General features: G+C 32.8%; 19 protein-coding genes and 2 pseudogenes. All 21 read left to right on the top strand.

Annotated features, from left to right (window positions below):
• Window positions 1–110: 110 nt before the first annotated feature.
• Complete coding sequence (gene rimP, locus P7F85_RS07635) at window positions 111–578, top strand: ribosome maturation factor RimP (RefSeq protein ID WP_002466062.1); 468 nt, start codon at window positions 111–113, stop codon at window positions 576–578.
• A 20-nt stretch (window positions 579–598) separates the two neighbouring features.
• The gene (nusA, locus tag P7F85_RS07630; protein ID WP_015365073.1) at window positions 599–1831 is read left to right on the top strand and encodes a transcription termination factor NusA; all 1233 of its coding nucleotides are present in this window, start codon (window positions 599–601) and stop codon (window positions 1829–1831) included.
• 19 nt (window positions 1832–1850) lie between these two features.
• Window positions 1851–2138, top strand: a complete 288-nt coding sequence (rnpM, locus tag P7F85_RS07625) for an RNase P modulator RnpM (RefSeq protein WP_046464369.1) — start codon at window positions 1851–1853, stop codon at window positions 2136–2138.
• Window positions 2135–2452, top strand: a complete 318-nt coding sequence (locus P7F85_RS07620; protein WP_002466040.1) for a L7Ae/L30e/S12e/Gadd45 family ribosomal protein — start codon at window positions 2135–2137, stop codon at window positions 2450–2452. The genes rnpM and P7F85_RS07620 overlap by 4 nt, the downstream gene beginning before the upstream one ends.
• A gap of 4 nt (window positions 2453–2456) precedes the next feature.
• A complete protein-coding gene (infB, locus tag P7F85_RS07615) occupies window positions 2457–4622 on the top strand; it encodes a translation initiation factor IF-2 (protein ID WP_015365072.1) in 2166 nt (721 codons plus the stop codon).
• Window positions 4623–4761: 139 nt separating this feature from the next.
• Window positions 4762–5112: a 30S ribosome-binding factor RbfA gene (rbfA, locus tag P7F85_RS07610; RefSeq protein ID WP_002466047.1), complete on the top strand. Its 351-nt coding sequence runs from the start codon at window positions 4762–4764 to the stop codon at window positions 5110–5112.
• A gap of 152 nt (window positions 5113–5264) precedes the next feature.
• Entirely contained in the window at window positions 5265–6182 is a 918-nt protein-coding gene (truB, locus tag P7F85_RS07605) for a tRNA pseudouridine(55) synthase TruB (protein ID WP_002466042.1), read from the top strand.
• A 12-nt stretch (window positions 6183–6194) separates the two neighbouring features.
• On the top strand, window positions 6195–7166 hold the full coding sequence (gene ribF / locus P7F85_RS07600; RefSeq protein ID WP_002466033.1) for a riboflavin biosynthesis protein RibF: 972 nt from the start codon (window positions 6195–6197) through the stop codon (window positions 7164–7166).
• A gap of 113 nt (window positions 7167–7279) precedes the next feature.
• Window positions 7280–7549 carry a 30S ribosomal protein S15 gene (gene rpsO / locus P7F85_RS07595; protein WP_002450539.1) on the top strand — a complete coding sequence of 90 codons (270 nt, stop codon included), beginning with the start codon at window positions 7280–7282 and terminating at the stop codon, window positions 7547–7549.
• A 135-nt stretch (window positions 7550–7684) separates the two neighbouring features.
• Complete coding sequence (gene pnp / locus P7F85_RS07590; RefSeq protein WP_270251444.1) at window positions 7685–9784, top strand: polyribonucleotide nucleotidyltransferase; 2100 nt, start codon at window positions 7685–7687, stop codon at window positions 9782–9784.
• A 186-nt stretch (window positions 9785–9970) separates the two neighbouring features.
• The gene (gene rnjB / locus P7F85_RS07585) at window positions 9971–11644 is read left to right on the top strand and encodes a ribonuclease J2 (protein ID WP_015365069.1); all 1674 of its coding nucleotides are present in this window, start codon (window positions 9971–9973) and stop codon (window positions 11642–11644) included.
• Window positions 11645–11883: 239 nt separating this feature from the next.
• A pseudogene (locus P7F85_RS07580) lies at window positions 11884–12717 on the top strand (cell division protein FtsK); the annotation flags it as partial.
• A gap of 111 nt (window positions 12718–12828) precedes the next feature.
• A pseudogene (locus P7F85_RS07575) lies at window positions 12829–14280 on the top strand (DNA translocase FtsK); the annotation flags it as partial.
• 2 nt (window positions 14281–14282) lie between these two features.
• Window positions 14283–14996: a GntR family transcriptional regulator gene (locus P7F85_RS07570; protein ID WP_015365067.1), complete on the top strand. Its 714-nt coding sequence runs from the start codon at window positions 14283–14285 to the stop codon at window positions 14994–14996.
• 12 nt (window positions 14997–15008) lie between these two features.
• Window positions 15009–16295: an EF-P 5-aminopentanol modification-associated protein YfmF gene (gene yfmF / locus P7F85_RS07565; RefSeq protein WP_037539758.1), complete on the top strand. Its 1287-nt coding sequence runs from the start codon at window positions 15009–15011 to the stop codon at window positions 16293–16295.
• On the top strand, window positions 16295–17584 hold the full coding sequence (yfmH, locus tag P7F85_RS07560) for an EF-P 5-aminopentanol modification-associated protein YfmH (protein ID WP_015365066.1): 1290 nt from the start codon (window positions 16295–16297) through the stop codon (window positions 17582–17584). Before yfmF ends, yfmH begins: the two co-directional genes overlap by 1 nt.
• Window positions 17581–18285 carry an elongation factor P 5-aminopentanone reductase gene (ymfI, locus tag P7F85_RS07555; protein WP_002465810.1) on the top strand — a complete coding sequence of 235 codons (705 nt, stop codon included), beginning with the start codon at window positions 17581–17583 and terminating at the stop codon, window positions 18283–18285. Before yfmH ends, ymfI begins: the two co-directional genes overlap by 4 nt.
• Before the next feature lie 134 nt (window positions 18286–18419).
• On the top strand, window positions 18420–19256 hold the full coding sequence (locus tag P7F85_RS07550; RefSeq protein WP_015365064.1) for a YmfK family protein: 837 nt from the start codon (window positions 18420–18422) through the stop codon (window positions 19254–19256).
• Window positions 19257–19276: 20 nt separating this feature from the next.
• Entirely contained in the window at window positions 19277–19669 is a 393-nt protein-coding gene (locus P7F85_RS07545; RefSeq protein WP_002465806.1) for a helix-turn-helix domain-containing protein, read from the top strand.
• Between the two features lie 30 nt (window positions 19670–19699).
• A complete protein-coding gene (gene pgsA, locus P7F85_RS07540; RefSeq protein WP_002465809.1) occupies window positions 19700–20275 on the top strand; it encodes a CDP-diacylglycerol--glycerol-3-phosphate 3-phosphatidyltransferase in 576 nt (191 codons plus the stop codon).
• Window positions 20276–20447: 172 nt separating this feature from the next.
• Entirely contained in the window at window positions 20448–21599 is a 1152-nt protein-coding gene (locus tag P7F85_RS07535; protein ID WP_002465812.1) for a CinA family nicotinamide mononucleotide deamidase-related protein, read from the top strand.

Genomic DNA, 21599 nt, shown 5'->3' with positions numbered 1-21599 from the left:
GTTTACTTGCATAACTTATGGTATACTTAACTTGCTTAAAAAATTAGTAACTCAGGCAAAAGAGTGGGCATATACCCGCTCTTTTCTATTTGCCTAAAAGGGAGGCCTGTATGAGTAAAATAGCTGAACAAGTTGAACCTATTATTCAACCCGTATTAGATGAGCTTAGCTTTGAACTAGTTGAAATTGAATACGTTAAAGAAGGTAAAGATCATTTTTTAAGAATTTCAATAGACAAAGAAGGTGGCGTTGATCTTAATGATTGTACGTTAGCCTCAGAAAAAATAAGCGAAGCTATGGATGCAAATGATCCAATACCTGAAATGTATTACTTAGATGTAGCATCACCAGGCGCAGAAAGACCTATCAAGAATGAGAAAGCGCTTAAAAATGCAGTATCACATCCCATTTTTATTTCACTTTATGTACCAATCGAAAATGAAAAAGAATGGTTAGGTATTTTAAAAGAAGTCAAAGAGGATATTATATTAATAGAAGTAAAAGAGAAATCTAAAACAAAAACGATAGAGATACCACGCAATAAAATTGCAAAAGCACGTCATGCAGTAATGCTATAACGTGGTGAGGAGGAAGAGCCGTGTCAAGTAATGAATTATTATTAGCAACTGAATATTTAGAAAAGGAAAAGAAAATTCCGAGAGAAGTATTAATTGATGCCATTGAAGCAGCTTTAATTACTGCTTACAAGAAAAATTATGATAGTGCCAGAAATGTAAGGGTAGAACTTAATATGGATGAAGGTACTTTCAAAGTAATTGCGAGAAAAGAAGTTGTCGAAGAAGTATTCGATGATAGAGAAGAAGTTGATATTAGTACTGCACTAGTTAAAAATCCAGCATATGAAATTGGTGACATATATGAAGAAGATGTGACACCACAAGATTTCGGACGTGTTGGTGCTCAAGCAGCTAAACAAGCAGTCATGCAACGTTTAAGAGATGCTGAAAGAGAAATTCTTTATGATGAATTTATCGATAAAGAAGAAGATATTTTAACTGGTGTGATTGACCGTGTAGACCATAGATATGTTTATGTTAATTTAGGTCGTATTGAAGCAGTATTATCTGAAGCAGAGAGAAGTCCTAATGAAAGCTATATTCCTAACGAAAGAATTAAAGTCTTCGTTAATAAGGTTGAACAAACAACTAAAGGACCTCAAATTTACGTGTCAAGAAGTCATCCAGGCCTTTTAAAACGATTATTTGAACAAGAAGTACCTGAAATCTTTGATGGTACCGTTATCGTTAAATCAGTTGCACGTGAAGCAGGCGATCGTTCTAAAATCAGTGTTTACTCTGAAAACCCTGAAATCGATGCAGTAGGTGCATGTGTGGGTTCAAAAGGTGCTCGAGTTGAAGCTGTAGTTGAAGAACTTGGTGGTGAAAAGATTGATATTGTTCAATGGAACGAAGATCCTAAAGTGTTTGTAAGAAATGCTTTAAGTCCATCACAAGTGTTAGAGGTTATCGTAGATGAAGAAAATCAATCAACAGTAGTGGTCGTTCCAGATTATCAATTATCTTTAGCAATTGGTAAACGTGGTCAAAACGCACGTTTAGCAGCTAAATTAACTGGTTGGAAAATTGATATAAAATCTGAAAGTGATGCACGTGATGCAGGCGTTTATCCTGTTATTGAATCAGAAGAAATCGCTGATGAAGTTGTAAATTCAGGTGATGAGGATATTGAATTTGATGATGTGAATTTAGAGGAATCAAATTTAACTACTGCAGAATTAGCAGCAGAAACTGATGAATCGTTAGAAGAAACGGATGAAGTAACTACTGAAGATAAAGATACAGAAAAATAGTTTGGAGTGATGATTGAACATGAAAAAGAAAAAAATTCCAATGCGTAAATGTATCATATCTAATGAAATGCATCCTAAGAAAGATATGATTAGAGTTGTGATTAATAAAGAAGGCGAAATATTTGCTGATGCTACTGGTAAAAAACAAGGCCATGGTGCCTATGTTTCAAAAGATGTTCAATTAGTAGAAAAAGCACAACAAAAAGAGGTTTTAGAAAAATATTTTAAAGCTTCAAAAGAGCAATTAGAGCCTGTATATAAAGAGGTTATTCGTTTAATTTATAGAGAAGAGATTCCAACAAAATGATTAATGAGAAGATATTTAATTTTTTAGGTCTTGCGATGAGAGCAGGTAAAGTGAAAACGGGTGAATCAGTTATTGTCAGTGATATGCAAAAGGGCAATATTAAATTAGTTATATTAGCTAATGATGCTTCTCCAAACACTACGAAATTAATTAAGAATAAAACTTCGAGTTATAAAGTGCCTTTAAGGGTATTTGGAACAAGAGAAGAATTAGGGATAGCACTTGGTAAAGGCGAGAGAGTCAACGTTGGCATTACAGATCAAGGTTTTGCCAAAAAGTTGCTGTCTATGATAGATGAATATCGTGAGGAGTGATTATATGAGTAAACAAAGAATTTACGAATATGCGAAAGAATTAAATCTAAAGAGTAAAGAGATTATAGATGAATTAAAGAGTATGAACGTTGAAGTGTCGAACCATATGCAAGCTTTAGAAGATGACCAAATTAAAGCTTTAGACAAAAAGTTCAAACCAGGACAAAGTAACGAAACACAAAAGAATACTCAAAATAATCACAATAAATCTGAAAATAAGCAACAAAATAACCAAAAACAAAATAATAATAAATCAAATAATCAAAACAAGCAGAATAATAACAACAAAGGTAAACAACAAAATAATCAAAATAACAACAACAATAAGAAGAATAATAAAAATAACAAAAACAACAAAAATAATAAAAAGAATAATCAAAAGCAAAGTTCTCCACAACAAGCAGAACCTAAAGAAATGCCATCTAAAATTACTTATCAAGAAGGCATCACAGTAGGAGAATTAGCAGATAAATTGAATGTTGAATCTTCAGGTATAGTTAAGAAATTATTCTTATTAGGTATTGTTGCAAATATTAACCAATCATTAGACCAAGAGACGCTTGAGTTAATTGCAGATGATTACGGTGTTGAAATTGAAGAAGAAGTCATTATCGAAGAAGAAGATTTATCTATTTACTTCGACGATGAAACTGAAGATCCAGATGCTATCGAACGTCCTGCAGTTGTTACTATTATGGGACATGTTGACCATGGTAAAACAACGTTATTAGATTCAATTCGTCATACAAAAGTTACTGCAGGCGAAGCGGGCGGTATCACACAACATATTGGTGCTTACCAAATCGAAAATGAAGGTAAAAAAATTACTTTCCTTGATACACCTGGACACGCAGCATTCACTACAATGCGTGCACGTGGTGCTCAAGTTACAGATATAACAATTCTTGTAGTAGCTGCCGACGATGGTGTTATGCCTCAAACAATTGAAGCAATCAATCACGCTAAAGAAGCGAATGTTCCTACAATTGTTGCAGTTAATAAAATAGATAAGCCAACAGCAAACCCTGACCGTGTAATGCAAGAATTAACAGAGTACGGTTTAATCCCAGAAGACTGGGGTGGCGATACGATTTTCGTACCACTATCAGCATTAAGTGGTGAAGGTATCGATAGTTTACTAGAAATGATTGGATTAGTTGCAGAAGTTCAAGAATTAAAAGCAAATCCTGAAAAACAAGCAGTAGGTACTGTGATTGAAGCTGAATTAGATAAATCAAGAGGCCCTGCAGCATCATTACTAGTACAAAATGGTACATTACATCAAGGAGATTCAATTGTTGTAGGTAATACGTATGGTCGTATTCGTGCCATGGTTAATGACTTAGGACAACGTATCAAAACTGCTGGTCCATCAACACCAGTTGAAATTACAGGTATTAATGATGTACCACAAGCAGGCGATCGCTTTGTAGTATTTAAAGATGAAAAACAAGCACGTCGTATAGGTGAAGCACGTCATGAAGAAAGTGTCATTCAACAACGTCAAGAAAGTAAAAACGTTACATTAGATAACTTGTTTGAACAAATGAAACAAGGTGAAATGAAAGACTTAAACGTTATTATTAAAGGTGACGTTCAAGGTTCTGTAGAAGCTTTAGCAGCATCATTGATGAAAATAGATGTTGAAGGTGTAAATGTACGTATTATTCACACTGCAGTAGGTGCAATTAACGAATCTGATGTTACTTTAGCCAACGCATCAAACGGTATTATCATCGGATTTAATGTACGTCCGGATGCAGGTGCTAAGCGTGCAGCTGAAGCAGAAAACGTAGATATGCGTTTACACCGTGTTATTTATAACGTTATTGAAGAGATTGAATCAGCTATGAAAGGTCTACTTGACCCTGAATATGAAGAACAAGTCATTGGTCAAGCAGAAGTACGTCAAACATTCAAAGTATCTAAAGTTGGTACAATTGCAGGTAGTTATGTTACAGAAGGTAAAATTACTCGTAATGCAGGCGTACGTGTCATTCGTGATGGCATCGTTCAATTTGAAGGTGAATTAGATACCTTAAAACGTTTCAAAGACGATGCTAAAGAAGTAGCACAAGGTTATGAATGTGGTATTACGATTGAAAAATATAATGACCTAAAAGAAGGCGACATTATTGAAGCATTCGAAATGGTTGAAATCAAAAGATAATCGTTAATATTATGATGAAGTTTGGAGGTTGAGACAGGCGATATATATTAGAGCGGTAAACAATGTTCTAATAAATAATTGTCTTTTGTCTCACCTCTTATTTAAACTGAAAATTAAAGAATAAGAGAGGTGACAATAAATGAGTAATATGAGAGCAGAACGTGTTGGCGAACAAATGAAAAAAGAAATCATGGATATCGTTAATAATAAAGTGAAAGATCCTAGAGTTGGTTTTATTACAATTACAGATGTTGAATTAACAAATGACTTATCTCAAGGTAAAGTTTATTTAACAGTTCTAGGCAATCAAAAAGAAGTAGATAATACTTTTAAAGCATTGGAAAAAGCTAAAGGATTTATAAAATCTGAACTTGGCTCACGTATGAGATTACGTATTATTCCAGAATTATCATTCGAATATGATGAATCAATAGAATATGGTAATAAAATCGAACGTATGATCCAAGATTTACACAAACAAGATAAATAATAATCATTTTATTTTAGCCTGGGAAAATGTTTCTCAGGCTATATACATATCAAAATCATTTAATATTAAAGTATGAACAATATCATCCATTTCATAGTTAAATGTTATAATAAATAAGTATATCAATTTTGAAAAATAAAAGGTGTGAAACCATGTATAACGGTATATTACCAGTATATAAAGACCGAGGATTAACCAGTCATGATGTGGTCTTTAAACTAAGAAAGATACTTAAAACTAAAAAAGTTGGTCATACGGGTACGTTGGATCCTGAAGTATCAGGCGTCTTACCTATATGTATTGGCTCAGCAACACGTGTGAGCGATTATGTTATGGAAATGGGTAAATCCTATGAAGCAACTGTAACAATTGGTAGAAGTACAACTACAGAAGATCAGACAGGCGAAACAGTTGAATATCAAAAAATAGAAGAAAATGAACTAACTGACATTCAAGTTGACGATATTATCAGACAGTTTGAAGGTACGATAGAACAAATTCCACCAATGTACTCTTCGGTTAAAGTTAAAGGGAAAAGGTTATATGAGTATGCACGCAATAATGAAACTGTGGAACGACCAGTGAGAAATGTAACGATTAAACATATTGCACGTACATCCCCTTTACGATTCAAAGACGGCGAATGTCATTTTGATATTTCAGTAAATTGTGGTAAGGGAACATATATTAGAACATTAGCGACGGATATAGGTTCAAAATTAGGTTTGCCAGCACATATGTCGTTGTTAACACGTGTCCAATCAGGGGGATTTGACCTCGAACAAAGTCTGACTCTTGAAGATATACGTTCATTACATGAGCATGATGCATTACAAGATAAATTGTTTCCTATAGAATATGGTTTGAAAGGTTTACCGCAAATCAATATAGATAATGAACAAATCAAACAACGCATTTTGAATGGTCAAAAGTTTTATAAAAAACAATTTCAAAATATAACGAATGACCAATTTGTATTTGTTGATGATTCTACTCAAAAAGCAATGGCAATATACATTGTACATCCAGATAAACCAGATGAATTAAAACCTAAAAAAGTATTTAATTAAAGGAGATTTATTATGAAAGTGATAGAAATTACCCATCCAATTCAAGATGACCAACGAATAAATGAAAACGTTGCGATGGCGTTTGGTTTCTTTGATGGTATGCATAAAGGGCATGATAAAGTTTTTCAAACATTAGATCAACAGGCACAATCTCGTGGACTGAAGAAGGCTGTTATGACGTTTGATCCACATCCATCTGTTGTGTTAAATCCTGAACGCAAAAGAACGACTTACTTAACACCACTTTCAGACAAAATTGATATGATAGCTTCACATGATGTGGACTACTGTATCGTTATTAATTTCTCATCTAGGTTTGCAAATGTAACATCTGAAGAATTTATTGAAGAATATATTATTAAAAATAATGTCAAAGAAGTTATTGCTGGATTTGACTTTACGTTTGGTAAATTTGGTAAAGGTAATATGACGGTGTTAAATGAGGTTGATTCATTTAATACGACAATAGTGGGCAAACAAGAATTAGACGATGAAAAAATTTCTACTACAGCGATTAGAGATGCATTACAAAGCGGTGAATTGCAAAAAGCGAATGAGGAATTAGGTTACTTATATAAAATAAAAGGTACTGTTGTTCAAGGTGAAAAACGTGGACGAACAATTGGATTCCCAACTGCTAATGTTCATCCTAGTGATGATTATTTGTTACCCAAAAAAGGCGTTTATGCAGTAAGTATGGAAATTGGCACCGAACAAAAATTATATCGAGGCGTTGCAAACGTTGGTGTTAAACCCACTTTCCATGATCCAGCAAAAGCAGAAGTTGTCATAGAAGTTAATATTTTTGATTTCGATGAAAATATTTATGGAGAACGAGTAGTGGTATACTGGCATCATTTCTTACGCCCTGAAATAAAATTTGATGGTATCGATCCATTAGTAGAGCAGATGAATGATGACAAAGCTCGTGCTAAATATTTATTATCTGTTGATTTTGGAGACGATGTATCATATAATATATAAAGTTGATTAAAACAAGACAGACTTGTCTAAGAGACAACCTTTTTCTTAGTAGGTCGAGACTCCGACGCCTAACTCGGATAAAGGAGTATACAAATTAAAGGAGGAAATTGACAATGGCAATTTCACAAGAACGTAAAAATGAATTAATTAAAGAATACCGTACTCACGAAACAGATACTGGTTCTCCAGAAGTACAAATCGCTGTTTTAACTGCAGAAATCTCTGCATTAAACGAACATTTACGTGAGCACAAAAAAGATCACCATTCACGTCGTGGATTATTAAAAATGGTTGGTCGTCGTAGACATTTATTAAACTACTTACGTGGTAAAGATATTCAACGTTACCGTGAATTAATCAAATCTTTAGGTATCCGTCGTTAATCTTAATAATAAATTAGGAAAGCACCATTCGATTGGTACTTTCCTTTTTTTATTGTCTAACAAATAAGAACTAATATAAATTAAATGTAATAAATGATATGATATAGATAATAGAATTTAGAGAGGAGATTCATAATGTCTCAAGAGAAGAAAGTTTTTAAAACTGAGTGGGCTGGCAGATCATTAACAATTGAGACAGGACAATTAGCCAAACAAGCTAACGGTGCTGTTTTAGTACGTTATGGTGATACAGTTGTCTTATCAACTGCTACAGCTTCTAAGGAACCACGTGATGGTGACTTTTTCCCATTAACAGTTAATTATGAAGAAAAAATGTACGCTGCAGGTAAGATTCCTGGAGGATTTAAAAAAAGAGAAGGACGTCCAGGAGATGACGCAACATTAACTGCACGTTTAATAGATAGACCAATACGACCATTGTTCCCTAAAGGATATAAGCATGATGTTCAAATTATGAATATTGTGCTTAGTGCTGACCCTGATTGTTCACCTGAAATGGCCGCTATGATTGGTTCTTCAATGGCTTTAAGTGTGTCTGATATTCCATTCTTGGGGCCTATTGCAGGTGTGAATGTAGGATATGTAGATGGCAAGTATGTGATTAATCCAACTGTTGCTGAAAAAGAAGTATCGCGTTTAGATTTAGAAGTAGCAGGCCATAAAGATGCAGTTAATATGGTTGAAGCTGGTGCGAGTGAAATCACAGAAAGTGAAATGCTTGAGGCAATCTTCTTTGGTCATGATGAAATTAAACGATTAGTCGCTTTCCAACAAGAAATCATTGATTATATTCAACCGGAAAAGCAAGAGTTTATTCCAGTTGAAAGAGATGAAGAACTTGTTGAAAAAGTTAAATCATTAACTGAAGCTAAAGGATTAAAAGATACAGTATTAACTTTTGATAAACAACAACGTGACATTAATTTAGACGCTTTGAAAGAAGATATCGTTGCTGAATTTATTGATGAAGAAGATCCTGATAATGAAGCGTTAATTAAAGAAGTATATGCTATTTTAAATGATTTAGTTAAAGAAGAAGTTAGACGTTTGATTGCAGACGAAAAAATACGTCCAGATGGTCGTAAACCTGATGAAATCCGTCCGTTAGAATCGGAAATAGGACTTCTACCAAGAGCGCACGGCTCAGGCTTATTCACTCGTGGTCAAACACAAGCATTGTCTGTTTTAACACTAGGTGCTCTAGGAGATTATCAATTAATTGATGGTCTAGGACCTGAAGAAGAAAAGCGCTTCATGCATCACTATAATTTCCCTAACTTCTCTGTAGGTGAAACTGGGCCTGTAAGAGCACCAGGACGTCGTGAAATTGGTCACGGTGCCCTTGGTGAAAGAGCACTTAAATATATTATTCCAGATACATCGGACTTCCCTTATACAGTGCGAATTGTAAGTGAAGTATTAGAATCTAATGGTTCATCATCACAAGCTTCAATTTGTGGTTCAACATTAGCGCTAATGGATGCCGGTGTACCAATCAAAGCACCAGTTGCCGGAATTGCAATGGGATTAGTTACACGTGAAGATAGTTATACTATTTTAACTGATATTCAAGGTATGGAAGATGCGCTAGGTGATATGGACTTTAAAGTAGCAGGTACTAAAGATGGTATTACTGCAATCCAAATGGATATTAAAATTGATGGTTTAACACGTGAAGTAATTGAAGAAGCTTTAGAACAAGCGCGTCAAGGTCGTTTAGCGATAATGGATCATATGTTACAAACAATTGATCAACCAAGAAACGAATTAAGTGCATATGCACCTAAAGTGGTTACTATGAATATTAAACCTGAAAAAATTAGAGACGTAATCGGACCTGGTGGTAAAAAAATCAATGAAATTATTGATGAAACAGGTGTTAAATTAGATATCGAACAAGATGGTCAAATATTCATCGGTGCTGTGGATCAAGAAATGATTGATCGCGCACGTGAAATTATTGAAGAAATCACACGTGAAGCAGAAGTTGGTCAAGTATATAATGCTAAAGTTAAACGCATTGAAAAATATGGTGCCTTCGTAGAATTGTTCCCTGGAAAAGATGCATTATTACACATCTCACAAATTTCAACTGAGCGTATTAATAAAGTTGAAGATGTATTAAAATTAGGTGATTCAATCGAAGTTAAAGTAACTGAAATTGATAAACAAGGCCGCGTTAATGCATCTCACAAAGCAATTAATGAAAAATAATGATATCTTACAAGATTGGAAACCCAATAAAGGTTTCCAATCTTTTTTAGTTCATACAAAGAATTCAAATATCCTATTATAATATAGAGTCATGACGTGCATTAATAGTGTACATCAAGCAAATTTTAACTTATAATAAATGGTGAGTTTATATATGGACGGGGATTAATTATAGGAGGTAACATTTTGAGTTTAATAAAGAAAAAAAACAAAGACATTCGCATCATACCACTTGGTGGTGTTGGAGAAATTGCGAAAAATATGTATATCGTTGAAGTAGACGATGAAATGTTTATGCTAGATGCAGGCTTAATGTTTCCAGAAGATGAAATGTTAGGTGTAGATATAGTAATACCAGACATTCAATATGTCATTGAAAATAAAGAAAAGTTAAAAGGGATATTCCTTACACATGGTCACGAGCATGCAATGGGTGCTGTAAGTTATATTTTAGAACAAGTTGATGCACCTGTGTATGGTTCAAAATTAACAATTGCACTTGTTAAAGAGAATATGAAGTCTCGAAATATTAATAAAAAAGTACGTTACTATTCAGTCAATCATGAATCTGTGATGCGTTTTAAAAATGTGAATATTAGTTTCTTTAATACTACACACAGTATCCCTGATAGTTTAGGTATTTGTATTCATACTTCATATGGATCAATCGTTTATACTGGTGAATTTAAATTTGACCAAAGTTTAAGAGGGCAATATTCTCCAGATTTCAAACGTATGGCGGAAATTGGTGAAGAAGGCGTATTTGCATTAATTAGTGATTCTACAGAAGCAGAAAAGCCGGGGTACAATACACCTGAAAATGTCATCGAACATCATATGTATGATGCATTTGCAAAAGTTAAAGGTCGTTTGATTGTATCATGTTATGCATCGAATTTTATAAGAATTCAACAAGTGTTAAATATTGCTAGCCAATTGAATCGAAAAGTCTCATTTTTAGGTCGTTCATTAGAAAGTTCATTTAATATCGCACGCAAAATGGGATATTTCGATATTCCTAAAGACTTACTTATTCCAATTAGCGAAGTCGAAAATTATCCGAAAAATGAAGTCATCATTATTGCGACAGGAATGCAAGGCGAACCTGTAGAAGCGTTAAGTCAAATGGCTCAACAAAAACATAAAATTATGAACATCGAAAAAGGTGATTCAGTATTCTTAGCGATTACTGCATCTGCCAATATGGAAGTCATTATAGCTGATACATTAAATGAATTAGTACGTGCTGGTGCACATATTATTCCAAATAATAAAAAAATACATGCGTCAAGTCATGGTTGCATGGAAGAGTTAAAAATGATGATTAACATCATGAAACCAGAATACTTTGTACCAGTTCAAGGTGAATTCAAAATGCAAATTGCGCATGCTAAGTTAGCAGCTGAAGCAGGGGTTGCTCCTGAAAAGATTTTCCTTGTTGAAAAAGGGGATGTCATCAATTACGATGGCAAGAATATGGTATTAAATGAAAAAGTACATTCTGGCAATGTATTAATTGATGGTATTGGTGTAGGAGATGTCGGTAATATTGTATTAAGAGATCGTCATTTGTTAGCTGAAGATGGTATTTTTATTGCTGTTGTAACGCTGGACCCTAAAAACCGTAGAATTGCTGCTGGTCCTGAAATTCAGTCAAGAGGCTTTGTTTATGTACGAGAAAGCGAAGAATTATTAAAAGAAGCTGAAGAAAAAGTGCGAGAAATTGTAGAAGCTGGCTTACAAGAAAAACGAATTGAATGGTCAGAAATCAAACAAAACATGAGAGATAAAATTAGTAAATTACTTTTCGAAAGTACAAAACGTCGTCCAATGATTATTCCAGTTATATCTGAAATATAATCATTATAAAATAAACTAAAGAGGTTAGGACAAACTCACGTTGTTTGTAGTTTAAGTATGTCAATCACTACAGACTTCAATAGACAAATGTTGAAATGCGAATCTGCATCAAGATAGATTCGTTGTATCATACAGATGTTCTATTATGTGTGTGACGTCCTTACCTCTTTCATCTTATTTAATAAAACTTTAAATAAATACGATACATACGAAAGATTAAAAAAAGAAGGTGTACGAATTTGCCACAAGCAAAGAAAAAATCGCCGACAAAGAAAAAATCGAATACAACTAGAAAGAAATCAACCACAAAGAAAAAGCAAACGGAGAGTCCATTAAGATATATTGTTGCTATCATTGTGGTTATTTTAGTCATTTTAGGTGCTTTTCAATTAGGCATCGTTGGAAGAATGATAGATAGTTTCTTTAATTATTTTGTCGGAATGAGTCGTTATTTAACATATATATTAATATTATTAGCAACAGGATTTATCACATATTCTAAAAAAATTCCTAAAACAAGACGTACGGTAGGAACGATTACTTTACAAGTAGCATTATTATTTATTTCTCAACTATATTATCACTTTAGTAAAGGTGTCGTATCTGAAAGAGAACCCGTTTTATCATACGTTTATCAATCATACAAACATAGTCACTTTCCTAATTTTGGTGGGGGCTTAATTGGATACTATTTATTAGAATTATTTATTCCACTTATTTCTATTATTGGCGTATTTATCATAACTGTTTTACTTGTTGCTTCAAGTATTATTTTATTATTTAATTTACGCCATAGAGATGTAACTAAAAAAGTTTTTGAAAATATTAGAACATCGAGTATTTCAGCCACTCAAAATTTAAAAGAAAAACGTGAAGTCAAAAAATCAAATAAAGAACAAAGAGCTAAAGATAAAGCTGAAAGAATAGACAAACGACATCGTACAAAAGATAAAGAAGAAATCAAAGATGTCTCAGATTTACCAGAAGTACCTCAAGATAGTGATATTCCTATTTATGGGCACAGTGATTCTGAGCAAGAACCTACCCCATCTAGACGAAAAAAACGATCATTTAGTAATGATTCAGAACAAATGTCACCAAAGGCAAGCGACATTCAGAACACTTCACAACCATCAACAGTAGATGAGCCAGAAAATCATCAACAGTCTAGTGATGAAGATAATGAAAATTCTATTTCAGAAGCTGGAGAAGAAATGAATGCAGCTTATGTAGTGCCACCATTATCATTATTAAACCAACCTACACATAAGCAATCGACATCAAAAGCAGAAGTGAAAAGAAAAGGACAAGTTCTAGAATCTACGATGAAAAACTTCGGTGTAGATGCTAAAGTGACGCAAATTAAAATAGGTCCAGCAGTAACACAATATGAGGTACAACCCGCGCAAGGTGTGAAAGTCAATAAAATAGTAAACTTGCATAATGATATTGCTTTAGCGTTAGCAGCTAAAGATGTAAGAATAGAAGCACCAATCCCAGGTCGTTCAGCAGTGGGGATTGAAGTTCCAAATGATAAAATTTCTCTTGTGGCACTCAAAGAAGTTTTAGAAGAAAAATTTCCTTCTAATGATAAATTAGAAGTAGGTTTGGGTAGAGATATTTCAGGTGACCCTATTACCATTCAATTAAATGAAATGCCTCACTTGTTAGTAGCAGGGTCTACAGGTAGTGGTAAATCAGTATGTATCAATGGAATTATTACAAGCTTGTTATTAAACGCGAAACCGCATGAAGTAAAACTTATGCTGATTGATCCAAAAATGGTAGAATTAAATGTATACAATGGTATTCCACATTTATTAATACCAGTTGTAACTAATCCACATAAAGCAGCACAAGCATTGGAAAAAATAGTAGCTGAAATGGAGAGACGATACGATTTATTCCAACATTCATCAACTAGAAACATTGAGGGTTACAATCAATTTATTAGAAAACAAAATAAAGAATTAGATGAAAAACAAGCTGAGTTACCTTATATAGTAGTCATTGTCGATGAATTAGCTGACTTGATGATGGTAGCTGGTAAAGAAGTCGAAAATGCAATTCAACGTATTACACAAATGGCTCGTGCAGCGGGTATACATTTAATCGTTGCAACACAAAGACCATCAGTGGATGTTATCACAGGTATTATTAAAAATAATATTCCATCAAGAATTGCCTTTGCTGTAAGTTCTCAAACAGACTCAAGAACCATCATTGGATCTGGTGGAGCTGAAAAATTATTAGGTAAAGGTGATATGTTGTACGTTGGAAATGGAGATTCAACTAAAACAAGAATACAAGGTGCATTCTTAAGCGACCAAGAAGTTCAAGATGTAGTTAACTATGTTGTTGAGCAACAACAAGCAAATTATGTCAAAGAAATGGAACCTGATGCACCAGTAGATAAGTCAGAAATGAAAAGTGAAGATGCCTTATATGATGAAGCCTATTTATTTGTAATTGAAAAACAAAAAGCAAGTACATCTTTATTACAGAGACAGTTTAGAATTGGGTATAACCGAGCATCACGACTGATGGATGATCTTGAAAGAAACCAAGTGATTGGTCCACAAAAAGGTAGTAAACCAAGACAAATTTTAGTTGATATTGATAAAGATGAGGTGTAATTATGGCGGAAATGAATGCTATTTATAGAGTGAAACAATATATTCTAAACAAAATTAAGTCTGGAGAATTAGAGTTTGGTAGTAAACTACCTAGTAATTTAGCTATTGCTCGAGAACTCAATATTAAAACAGACGATGTTTATGAAGGTATAGGAGAATTAATTACTGAACAAGTAGTTGTAGATAATTTTGAAGAGGGTACCAGTGTCAAATCACTGCCCCCTTTCTTTTATCCATTAAATGAATTAATTAGTATTACTGAAATGATTAACAGTGCTGGTTATCAATCTGGTACAGAATATTTAAACTTTGATGAACAACCTGCAACGTTATTAGATGCTAAACGTTTAGGCATTAATGAGAAACAACCGGTAACTATTATAGAAAGATTGAAAACTGCTAATCATCAACCAGTAGTTTATTGTTTAGACAAGATTGCAAAGGACTATTTAACATGTACAGGTTATCAAGAAAGTAATGGATCAATGTTAAATGCAATTAAACATGCTACAGGACATACAGTCACTTATGCTGAAACTGATTTAGAAGCGGTTAATTATGAACCACATATTTCAGAAATGCTAAATGCCTCACCACATGAAGGATTAATGTTACTTAAGGTTACTCATTTTGATGAACAAAATAATCCAATTTTATATTCTTTAAATTATATGAAGAGTAGTTTAGTCAAATTTAGAATTACAAGAGAAAAATAATGGAAAATGTTAATGGAGGTATTGCAGTTGCATAACGAAAATCAAAATAATCATATACATGTGTTGCCAACCGAGAAATTTAAAACAACAACGATTACTTTTAAATTTATGGCACCACTTGAATATGAAACAATAACAGCACGTTCAGTATTAAGCAAAGTACTTGTTCGCGCATCTCAAAAATGGCAGGACGATAAAGCACTGAACCGTCGTTTATCTGAACTTTACGGCGCATATGTAAATAGCTTTGTTTCGAAATTTAAAGATAAACATGTCATCACTATTTCTTTAGAAATAGTCAATGAACGATATTTAAAAGATCAAACACCATTATTTGAGCATGGATTAGATTTATTAAATGAATTAATATGGAATCCTTTAATACATAATAAACAGTTTGACGACAAATTTGTGAAACAAGAAAAATCATTGTTAGGTAAAAAGATTGAAGCGATGATTGACAACAAAGCACAATATTCATTTTTAAAATTATTAGAAAATATGTTTGAAAATGAAGCATATCAATATTTAGCAACTGGTCAAATTGAACAAGTGCCACATGTAACACCTGCATCACTGTATGATACATATCAATCTATGATTGAAAACGACTACTGTGCTATTTATGTTGTTGGTAATGTTGATAAACAACAAGTCTATAATCAAATCCAATCTAAATTCGAAATTAAACCGTTTACTTTTGAAGTTTCTGATAATAAAGCACAAAAATTAGACAATAAAATTGAACAACTGCCAAAGACAATAGTTGAAACTGATGATGTCGATCAAGCTAAACTTAATTTAGGTTATCGTTTCCCAACTCATTATGGTAAAAGTAATTATTATGCTTTTATTGTGTTTAATATCATGTTCGGTGGAGATCCATCATCAGTATTATTTAATGAAGTACGTGAGCGTCAAAGTTTAGCATATTCTATACATTCTCAAATTGATGGTAAAAATGGATTTTTATTTGTGCTAAGTGGCGTATCAGCAGATAAATATGAAACTGCGAAACAAACGATTTTAGAAGAATTTGATAAATTCAAAAAAGGTGAATTTGACGAAAATAAACTTGCATTAGCTAAAAAAATTATTACATCTCAAAGACATGAATCTGCAGACAGACCAAAGAGTATTATTGAAATAGCACATAATCAAATTTTGTTAGATGAGCCTCAAAGTGATGAAGCTTTCTTAAATGAAATAGATAAAGTGACTAAAGAAGATATTATAAAATTAGCTAATGAAGCAGTATTAGATACAATTTATGTACTTACTAAAGGAGGGAATGAGTAGTGAAACAACATTATTATGATGTCATAGATGAGACAGTTTATGAACATGAATTACAAAATGGACTGCGTTTATTTGTCATACCAAAACCAGGATTTCAAAAAACGTTTGTTACCTATACTACTCAATTTGGCTCTCTAGATAGTCGTTTTAAACCGCTAGGTAAAGATGAATTTGTAACTGTACCGGATGGTGTTGCACACTTCTTAGAGCATAAGTTATTTGAAAAAGAAGAAGAAGATTTATTCACTGCATTTGCTGAGGAAAATGCACAAGCCAATGCTTTTACTAGTTTTGACCGCACAAGTTATTTATTTAGTGCGACAGATCATCTTGAGAATAATATCAAACGGTTATTGACTATGGTTGAAACACCTTATTTTACAAAAGAAACTGTAGACAAAGAAAAGGGTATAATTGCTGAAGAAATTAAAATGTATCAAGAACAACCTGGATATAAACTCATGTTTAATACATTAAGAGCTATGTATGAAAAACATCCTATTAGAGTTGATATCGCAGGTAGTGTTGAAAGTATCTATGATATTACAAAAGATGATTTATATCTTTGCTATGAAACATTTTATCACCCATCTAATATGGTGCTTTTCGTAGTAGGCGATGTAGAACCACAGTATATTGTTGATATTGTAGAAGAACATGAAAACCTTAGAGATAAAACGAATCAACCTAAAATTGAACGTGCATTGATTGATGAACCAAAATCAGTGAATCAACATGTTGTATCTGAAGAAATGAAACTACAATCTCCTAAGTTAATGCTAGGATTTAAAAATCAACCTTTAGATGAATCACCAGAAAAATATGTTCAACGTGATTTAGAAATGACATTTTTCTATGAACTTATTTTTGGAGAAGAAACAGAGTTTTATCAAGAATTATTGAATGATGATTTAATTGATGAAACATTTGGTTATCAATTTGTTTTAGAGCCAACTTATAGCTTTTCAATTATTACTAGTGCAACCAATCATCCAGATCAATTAAAACAGTTGCTTATCAAACAATTAAAGGATAACAAAGGTAATCTTACTGACGTTGAAGCATTTGATTTATTGAAAAAACAATTTATAGGAGAATTTATTTCAAGTCTTAATTCTCCTGAATACATTGCTAACCAATACGCAAAGTTATATTTTGAAGGCGTTAGTGTATTTGATATGTTAAACATCGTAGAAAATATCACGCTTGAAAGTGTCAATGAAACGTCTCAGTTATGCTTAGATTTAGATGAGATGGTAGATAGCCGTTTGGAGCTTAAAAACAAATGAGAGCATTAGTATTAGGTGGTTCAGGGTCAATAGGAACTGCAATTGTTGATCGGTTATTAGAAGATGGTTATGAAGTAGATTTACAATTTTTTTCAGCCGATAAATCAAAGTTAGTTACACGATATCTAAATCAACCTGTTAATTTAATACAATGTGATTTATCTAAGGATATCAATTTAGATAAGTTCTTTGGTCATATCAATCATCTTGATTGTATGATTTATGCAACAGGTACAGCATTGTATGGCATGATACAAGATGTAACAGATGGTCAAGTTGATCAATCTTACCATATCCATGTGAGACAATTCATTCGACTAAGTAGGTTTTTTGTTGATACTTTAAGACAAAGTGAAAATGGTAGAATTATAGTGATTTCATCTATATGGGGTGAAATGGGTGCTAGTATGGAAACTATTTATTCAGCAATGAAAAGTGCACAAATAGGTTTTGTAAAAGCATTAAGTCAAGAGTTAGCTCAAACAACAGTGACAGTGAATGCAATTACACCAGGATTTGTCTCAGGTAATATGAGCCAGAAGTGGTCAGAAGAAGAATTAGAAGAGATTCTAGATGATATCCCTCAACATCGCATGATAGAACCTTGCGAAATAGCACACACTTGTGCCTATTTATATGATCCGAGGGCTAAAAGTGTTACAGGGACCATACAAAAAGTGAATGGTGGATGGTATTTATAATCATTTCAATTAATAGTATTAACTATAAAACGTGATTTCTCTAGTACATGATATTCAATTCGATGTTATAATGTGATTATTATTAATCATTGAAATTGAACTTTTAGTTGTGTTTAAACAAGGGGTGGGTATTGGTGTCAGTTGCAGAGAGAAGAAAAGAATGGTATCTCGAATATGAAATTACAATGAACCGTGCCGGTTTGTTAGGTGATGTTTCAAGTTTATTAGGTATGCTAGGAATTAGTATTGTTACGATTAATGGTGTTGACCAAGGTAAACGTGGTTTATTAATTAAAACAGACAAACTAGAAAAAGTAGAACGCTTCGAACAAATAGTTAAAGAAATTAATGAAATTGATATTACTAAATTACGTATACCTGAATTGCGTGACAGATTAGCTGTCCGACATGGTCGCTACATAGAGCAAGATGCAGACGATAAAAAAACATTCCGTTTTGAACGAGAAGACCTGGGACTATTAGTAGATTTCTTAGCAGAATTATTTAAAGAAGAAGGACATAAGTTAATAGGAATTCGTGGTATGCCAAGAGTTGGGAAGACTGAATCAATTGTTGCTGGCAGTGTCTGTGCACACAAACGTTGGTTATTTATTAGTTCAACTTTAATTAAACAAACAGTTAGAAGTTCACTGATTAAAGGTGAATATGATTCAAATCATGTTTATATTATTGATGGCGCTGTTACAGCACGTGAATCTAATATGAAACATCAAGATTTAGTCAAAGAAATCATGACACTTCCTTCAGTAAAAGTAGTAGAACATCCTGATTTATTTGTAGAAGCATGTGATTATAGTATGGATGATTTTGATTACATCATAGAATTACGTGAAAATAAAAATCAAGAAATTCAATATGAAGAGATGAAAAAGCAAACGGTTCAAACTAAAAGTAAAAATAATTTAGACTTTGGTGACCCATTTGGTGGAGGTTTTGGATTCTTTGAATAGTTTTTTAAGGAGGCATCATTTTGAAAACAATAGGTGAAGTTTTAAAGAGTAGACGTGAAAGGTTAGGTATGACTCTAAATGAATTAGAACAACGTACTCAACTCAAACGTCATACTTTAGAACAAATTGAAAATAATGACTTTAATCAATTACCAAACAGTAACTATACTGAAGGTTTTATTAGAAAGTATGCCAGTGTTGTTAATATTGAACCTAATCATTTGATTGAAGTTCATCAAGATGAAATACCGGATAATCGTATTCAATTAGATGATGCGATTCATTCATTTGCTAATAGAGAAGCACCTCCTTATAGAAGAAAGTCAAAGGAATCCATACAAGTAGCAGTAATTATTGGGTTAGTGATTTTGGTTACACTTATGTTGTGGATTATAGCAGTACTATTATTTTAGATAAAAAAGTATTAGAAATGAGGATTTTAAATGAATATACCAAATCAGATAACGGTATTTAGAGTTGTACTCATACCAGTATTTATCTTATTTGCATTAGTCAATTTTGGTTTTGGGAAAATATCATTCCTAGGCGGATATGATATTAAAATAGAACTTTTAATAAGTGGTTTTTTCTTTATCATTGCATCATTAAGTGATTTCGCAGATGGCTATTTAGCTCGTAAATGGCAATTAGTTACAAACATGGGGAAATTTTTAGATCCATTAGCTGATAAATTATTAGTTGCTAGTGCATTAATTGTGATGGTACAACTTGATTTAACCAATTCTGTTGTTGCTATTATCATTATTGCTAGAGAATTTGCAGTGACTGGGCTTAGATTATTACAAATTGAACAAGGATTTGTCAGTGCAGCCGGTCAATTAGGTAAAATCAAAACAGCAGTTACAATGGTTGCCATTATTTGGATTTTATTAGGTGATCCTTTAGCAACTTGGATTGGATTCCCAATTGGACAGGTATTATTATATATCGGTGTATTCTTCACTATTTTATCTGGTATTGAATACTTTTATAAAGGTAGAGATGTATTTAAACATTAATATATTAGCGAGTTGGAATGGCGTTTTATTTCAACTCGTTTTTTATTTTGGATTTATAGGTTGATTTGAAATGTCTAGCTATTGAGTAATCTCATTCTTAGATTTTAATTTTTCAAACGTTTATAATAGTGATATTACTTATATATGAGTATCAAAAGGGGAGAAATATGTTATGAATATTTCAATAATTGCAGTAGGATCAGAGTTATTATTAGGTCAAATAGCTAATACAAACGGTCAATATTTATCTAAATTATTGAACGGAGTAGGTAAAAACGTCGTTGAACATACTGTAATTGGAGATAATCCTGAACGTTTAGAGTACACTATACGACAAGGACTAGAGCGATTTGACATGATTGTACTAACTGGTGGCTTAGGTCCAACTAAAGACGACCTTACAAAGCACACTGTTGCAAAAGTATTAAATAAAGAATTAGTTATAGATGAGCCTTCTTTACAATATATTGAAAGTTATTTCGAGGACCAAGGACAAGTGATGACGCCAAACAATAAACAACAAGCGCTTGTTATAGAGGGAGCTACTGTACTTCCAAATAAAAATGGCATGGCACCAGGTATGTTAGTGGAAATTGCAGAAAAGAAGGTAGTATTATTACCTGGACCACCTAAAGAAATGCAACCAATGGCGAAAAATGAGTTATTACCACTTATATTAGATGATGATAAAGTTATCTTCTCAGAACAACTTAAATTTGCGGGAATAGGTGAGTCTAAAGTTGAGACGATCTTATTGGATTTAATTGACCAACAAACTAATCCTACTATTGCGCCACTTGCTGGGACACATGAAGTATATATTAGATTAACTGCAAATGCAGAAACTATAGAACAATGTCAGAAACTAATTCAACCGATTAAAAATGAAATTTTAAGTCGAATTGGCGAGTATTACTTTGGATCTGATGATATCAGTATAGAAGAATCAGTGATGAAATATATGAGCACTTCATTTGCAATATATGATGGCGTCACGAATGGGGCATTATATACTCGGTTGAAAAATGTAGATGACAGTCAATTATTAAAAGGTGCATTACCACATTCTTCACAATTTATTGATGTAAAACAAAATATTAATGAACAAATATATGAGAGTGCTAAATACGTCAAAGATTTGTTTAAAGTAGAAATGGGTATGACATTATTGCATGATGACAATGAAGTTTATTTAGGAAAACTTGTTGGAGATGAATTGGAAATTGAATCATTTAAAATGTCTCAAAACAGAAATTTACTTAGAAGCAGAAGTCAAAATTATGCATTAATTAAATTGTTAAAATGGTTAGAACAATCGAAATAA

The organism is Staphylococcus sp. aM, from assembly GCF_052975125.1.
Note: the sequence above shows the minus strand (reverse complement) of the source record. Positions and strands in the feature narration are given on the sequence as shown.

Bases quoted from the DNA above. Each gene is read 5' to 3' on its own strand.
- pnp (WP_270251444.1), top strand. From the start codon at position 7,685: ATGTCTCAAGAGAAGAAAGTTTTTAAAACTGAGTGGGCTGGCAGATCA.
- P7F85_RS07570 (WP_015365067.1), top strand. From the start codon at position 14,283: ATGGCGGAAATGAATGCTATTTATAGAGTGAAACAATATATTCTAAAC.
- rbfA (WP_002466047.1), top strand. From the start codon at position 4,762: ATGAGTAATATGAGAGCAGAACGTGTTGGCGAACAAATGAAAAAAGAA.
- rnpM (WP_046464369.1), top strand. From the start codon at position 1,851: ATGAAAAAGAAAAAAATTCCAATGCGTAAATGTATCATATCTAATGAA.
- pgsA (WP_002465809.1), top strand. From the start codon at position 19,700: ATGAATATACCAAATCAGATAACGGTATTTAGAGTTGTACTCATACCA.
- rpsO (WP_002450539.1), top strand. From the start codon at position 7,280: ATGGCAATTTCACAAGAACGTAAAAATGAATTAATTAAAGAATACCGT.
- ribF (WP_002466033.1), top strand. From the start codon at position 6,195: ATGAAAGTGATAGAAATTACCCATCCAATTCAAGATGACCAACGAATA.
- yfmF (WP_037539758.1), top strand. From the start codon at position 15,009: ATGGAGGTATTGCAGTTGCATAACGAAAATCAAAATAATCATATACAT.
- truB (WP_002466042.1), top strand. From the start codon at position 5,265: ATGTATAACGGTATATTACCAGTATATAAAGACCGAGGATTAACCAGT.
- P7F85_RS07535 (WP_002465812.1), top strand. From the start codon at position 20,448: ATGAATATTTCAATAATTGCAGTAGGATCAGAGTTATTATTAGGTCAA.
- P7F85_RS07620 (WP_002466040.1), top strand. From the start codon at position 2,135: ATGATTAATGAGAAGATATTTAATTTTTTAGGTCTTGCGATGAGAGCA.
- infB (WP_015365072.1), top strand. From the start codon at position 2,457: ATGAGTAAACAAAGAATTTACGAATATGCGAAAGAATTAAATCTAAAG.
- rimP (WP_002466062.1), top strand. From the start codon at position 111: ATGAGTAAAATAGCTGAACAAGTTGAACCTATTATTCAACCCGTATTA.
- ymfI (WP_002465810.1), top strand. From the start codon at position 17,581: ATGAGAGCATTAGTATTAGGTGGTTCAGGGTCAATAGGAACTGCAATT.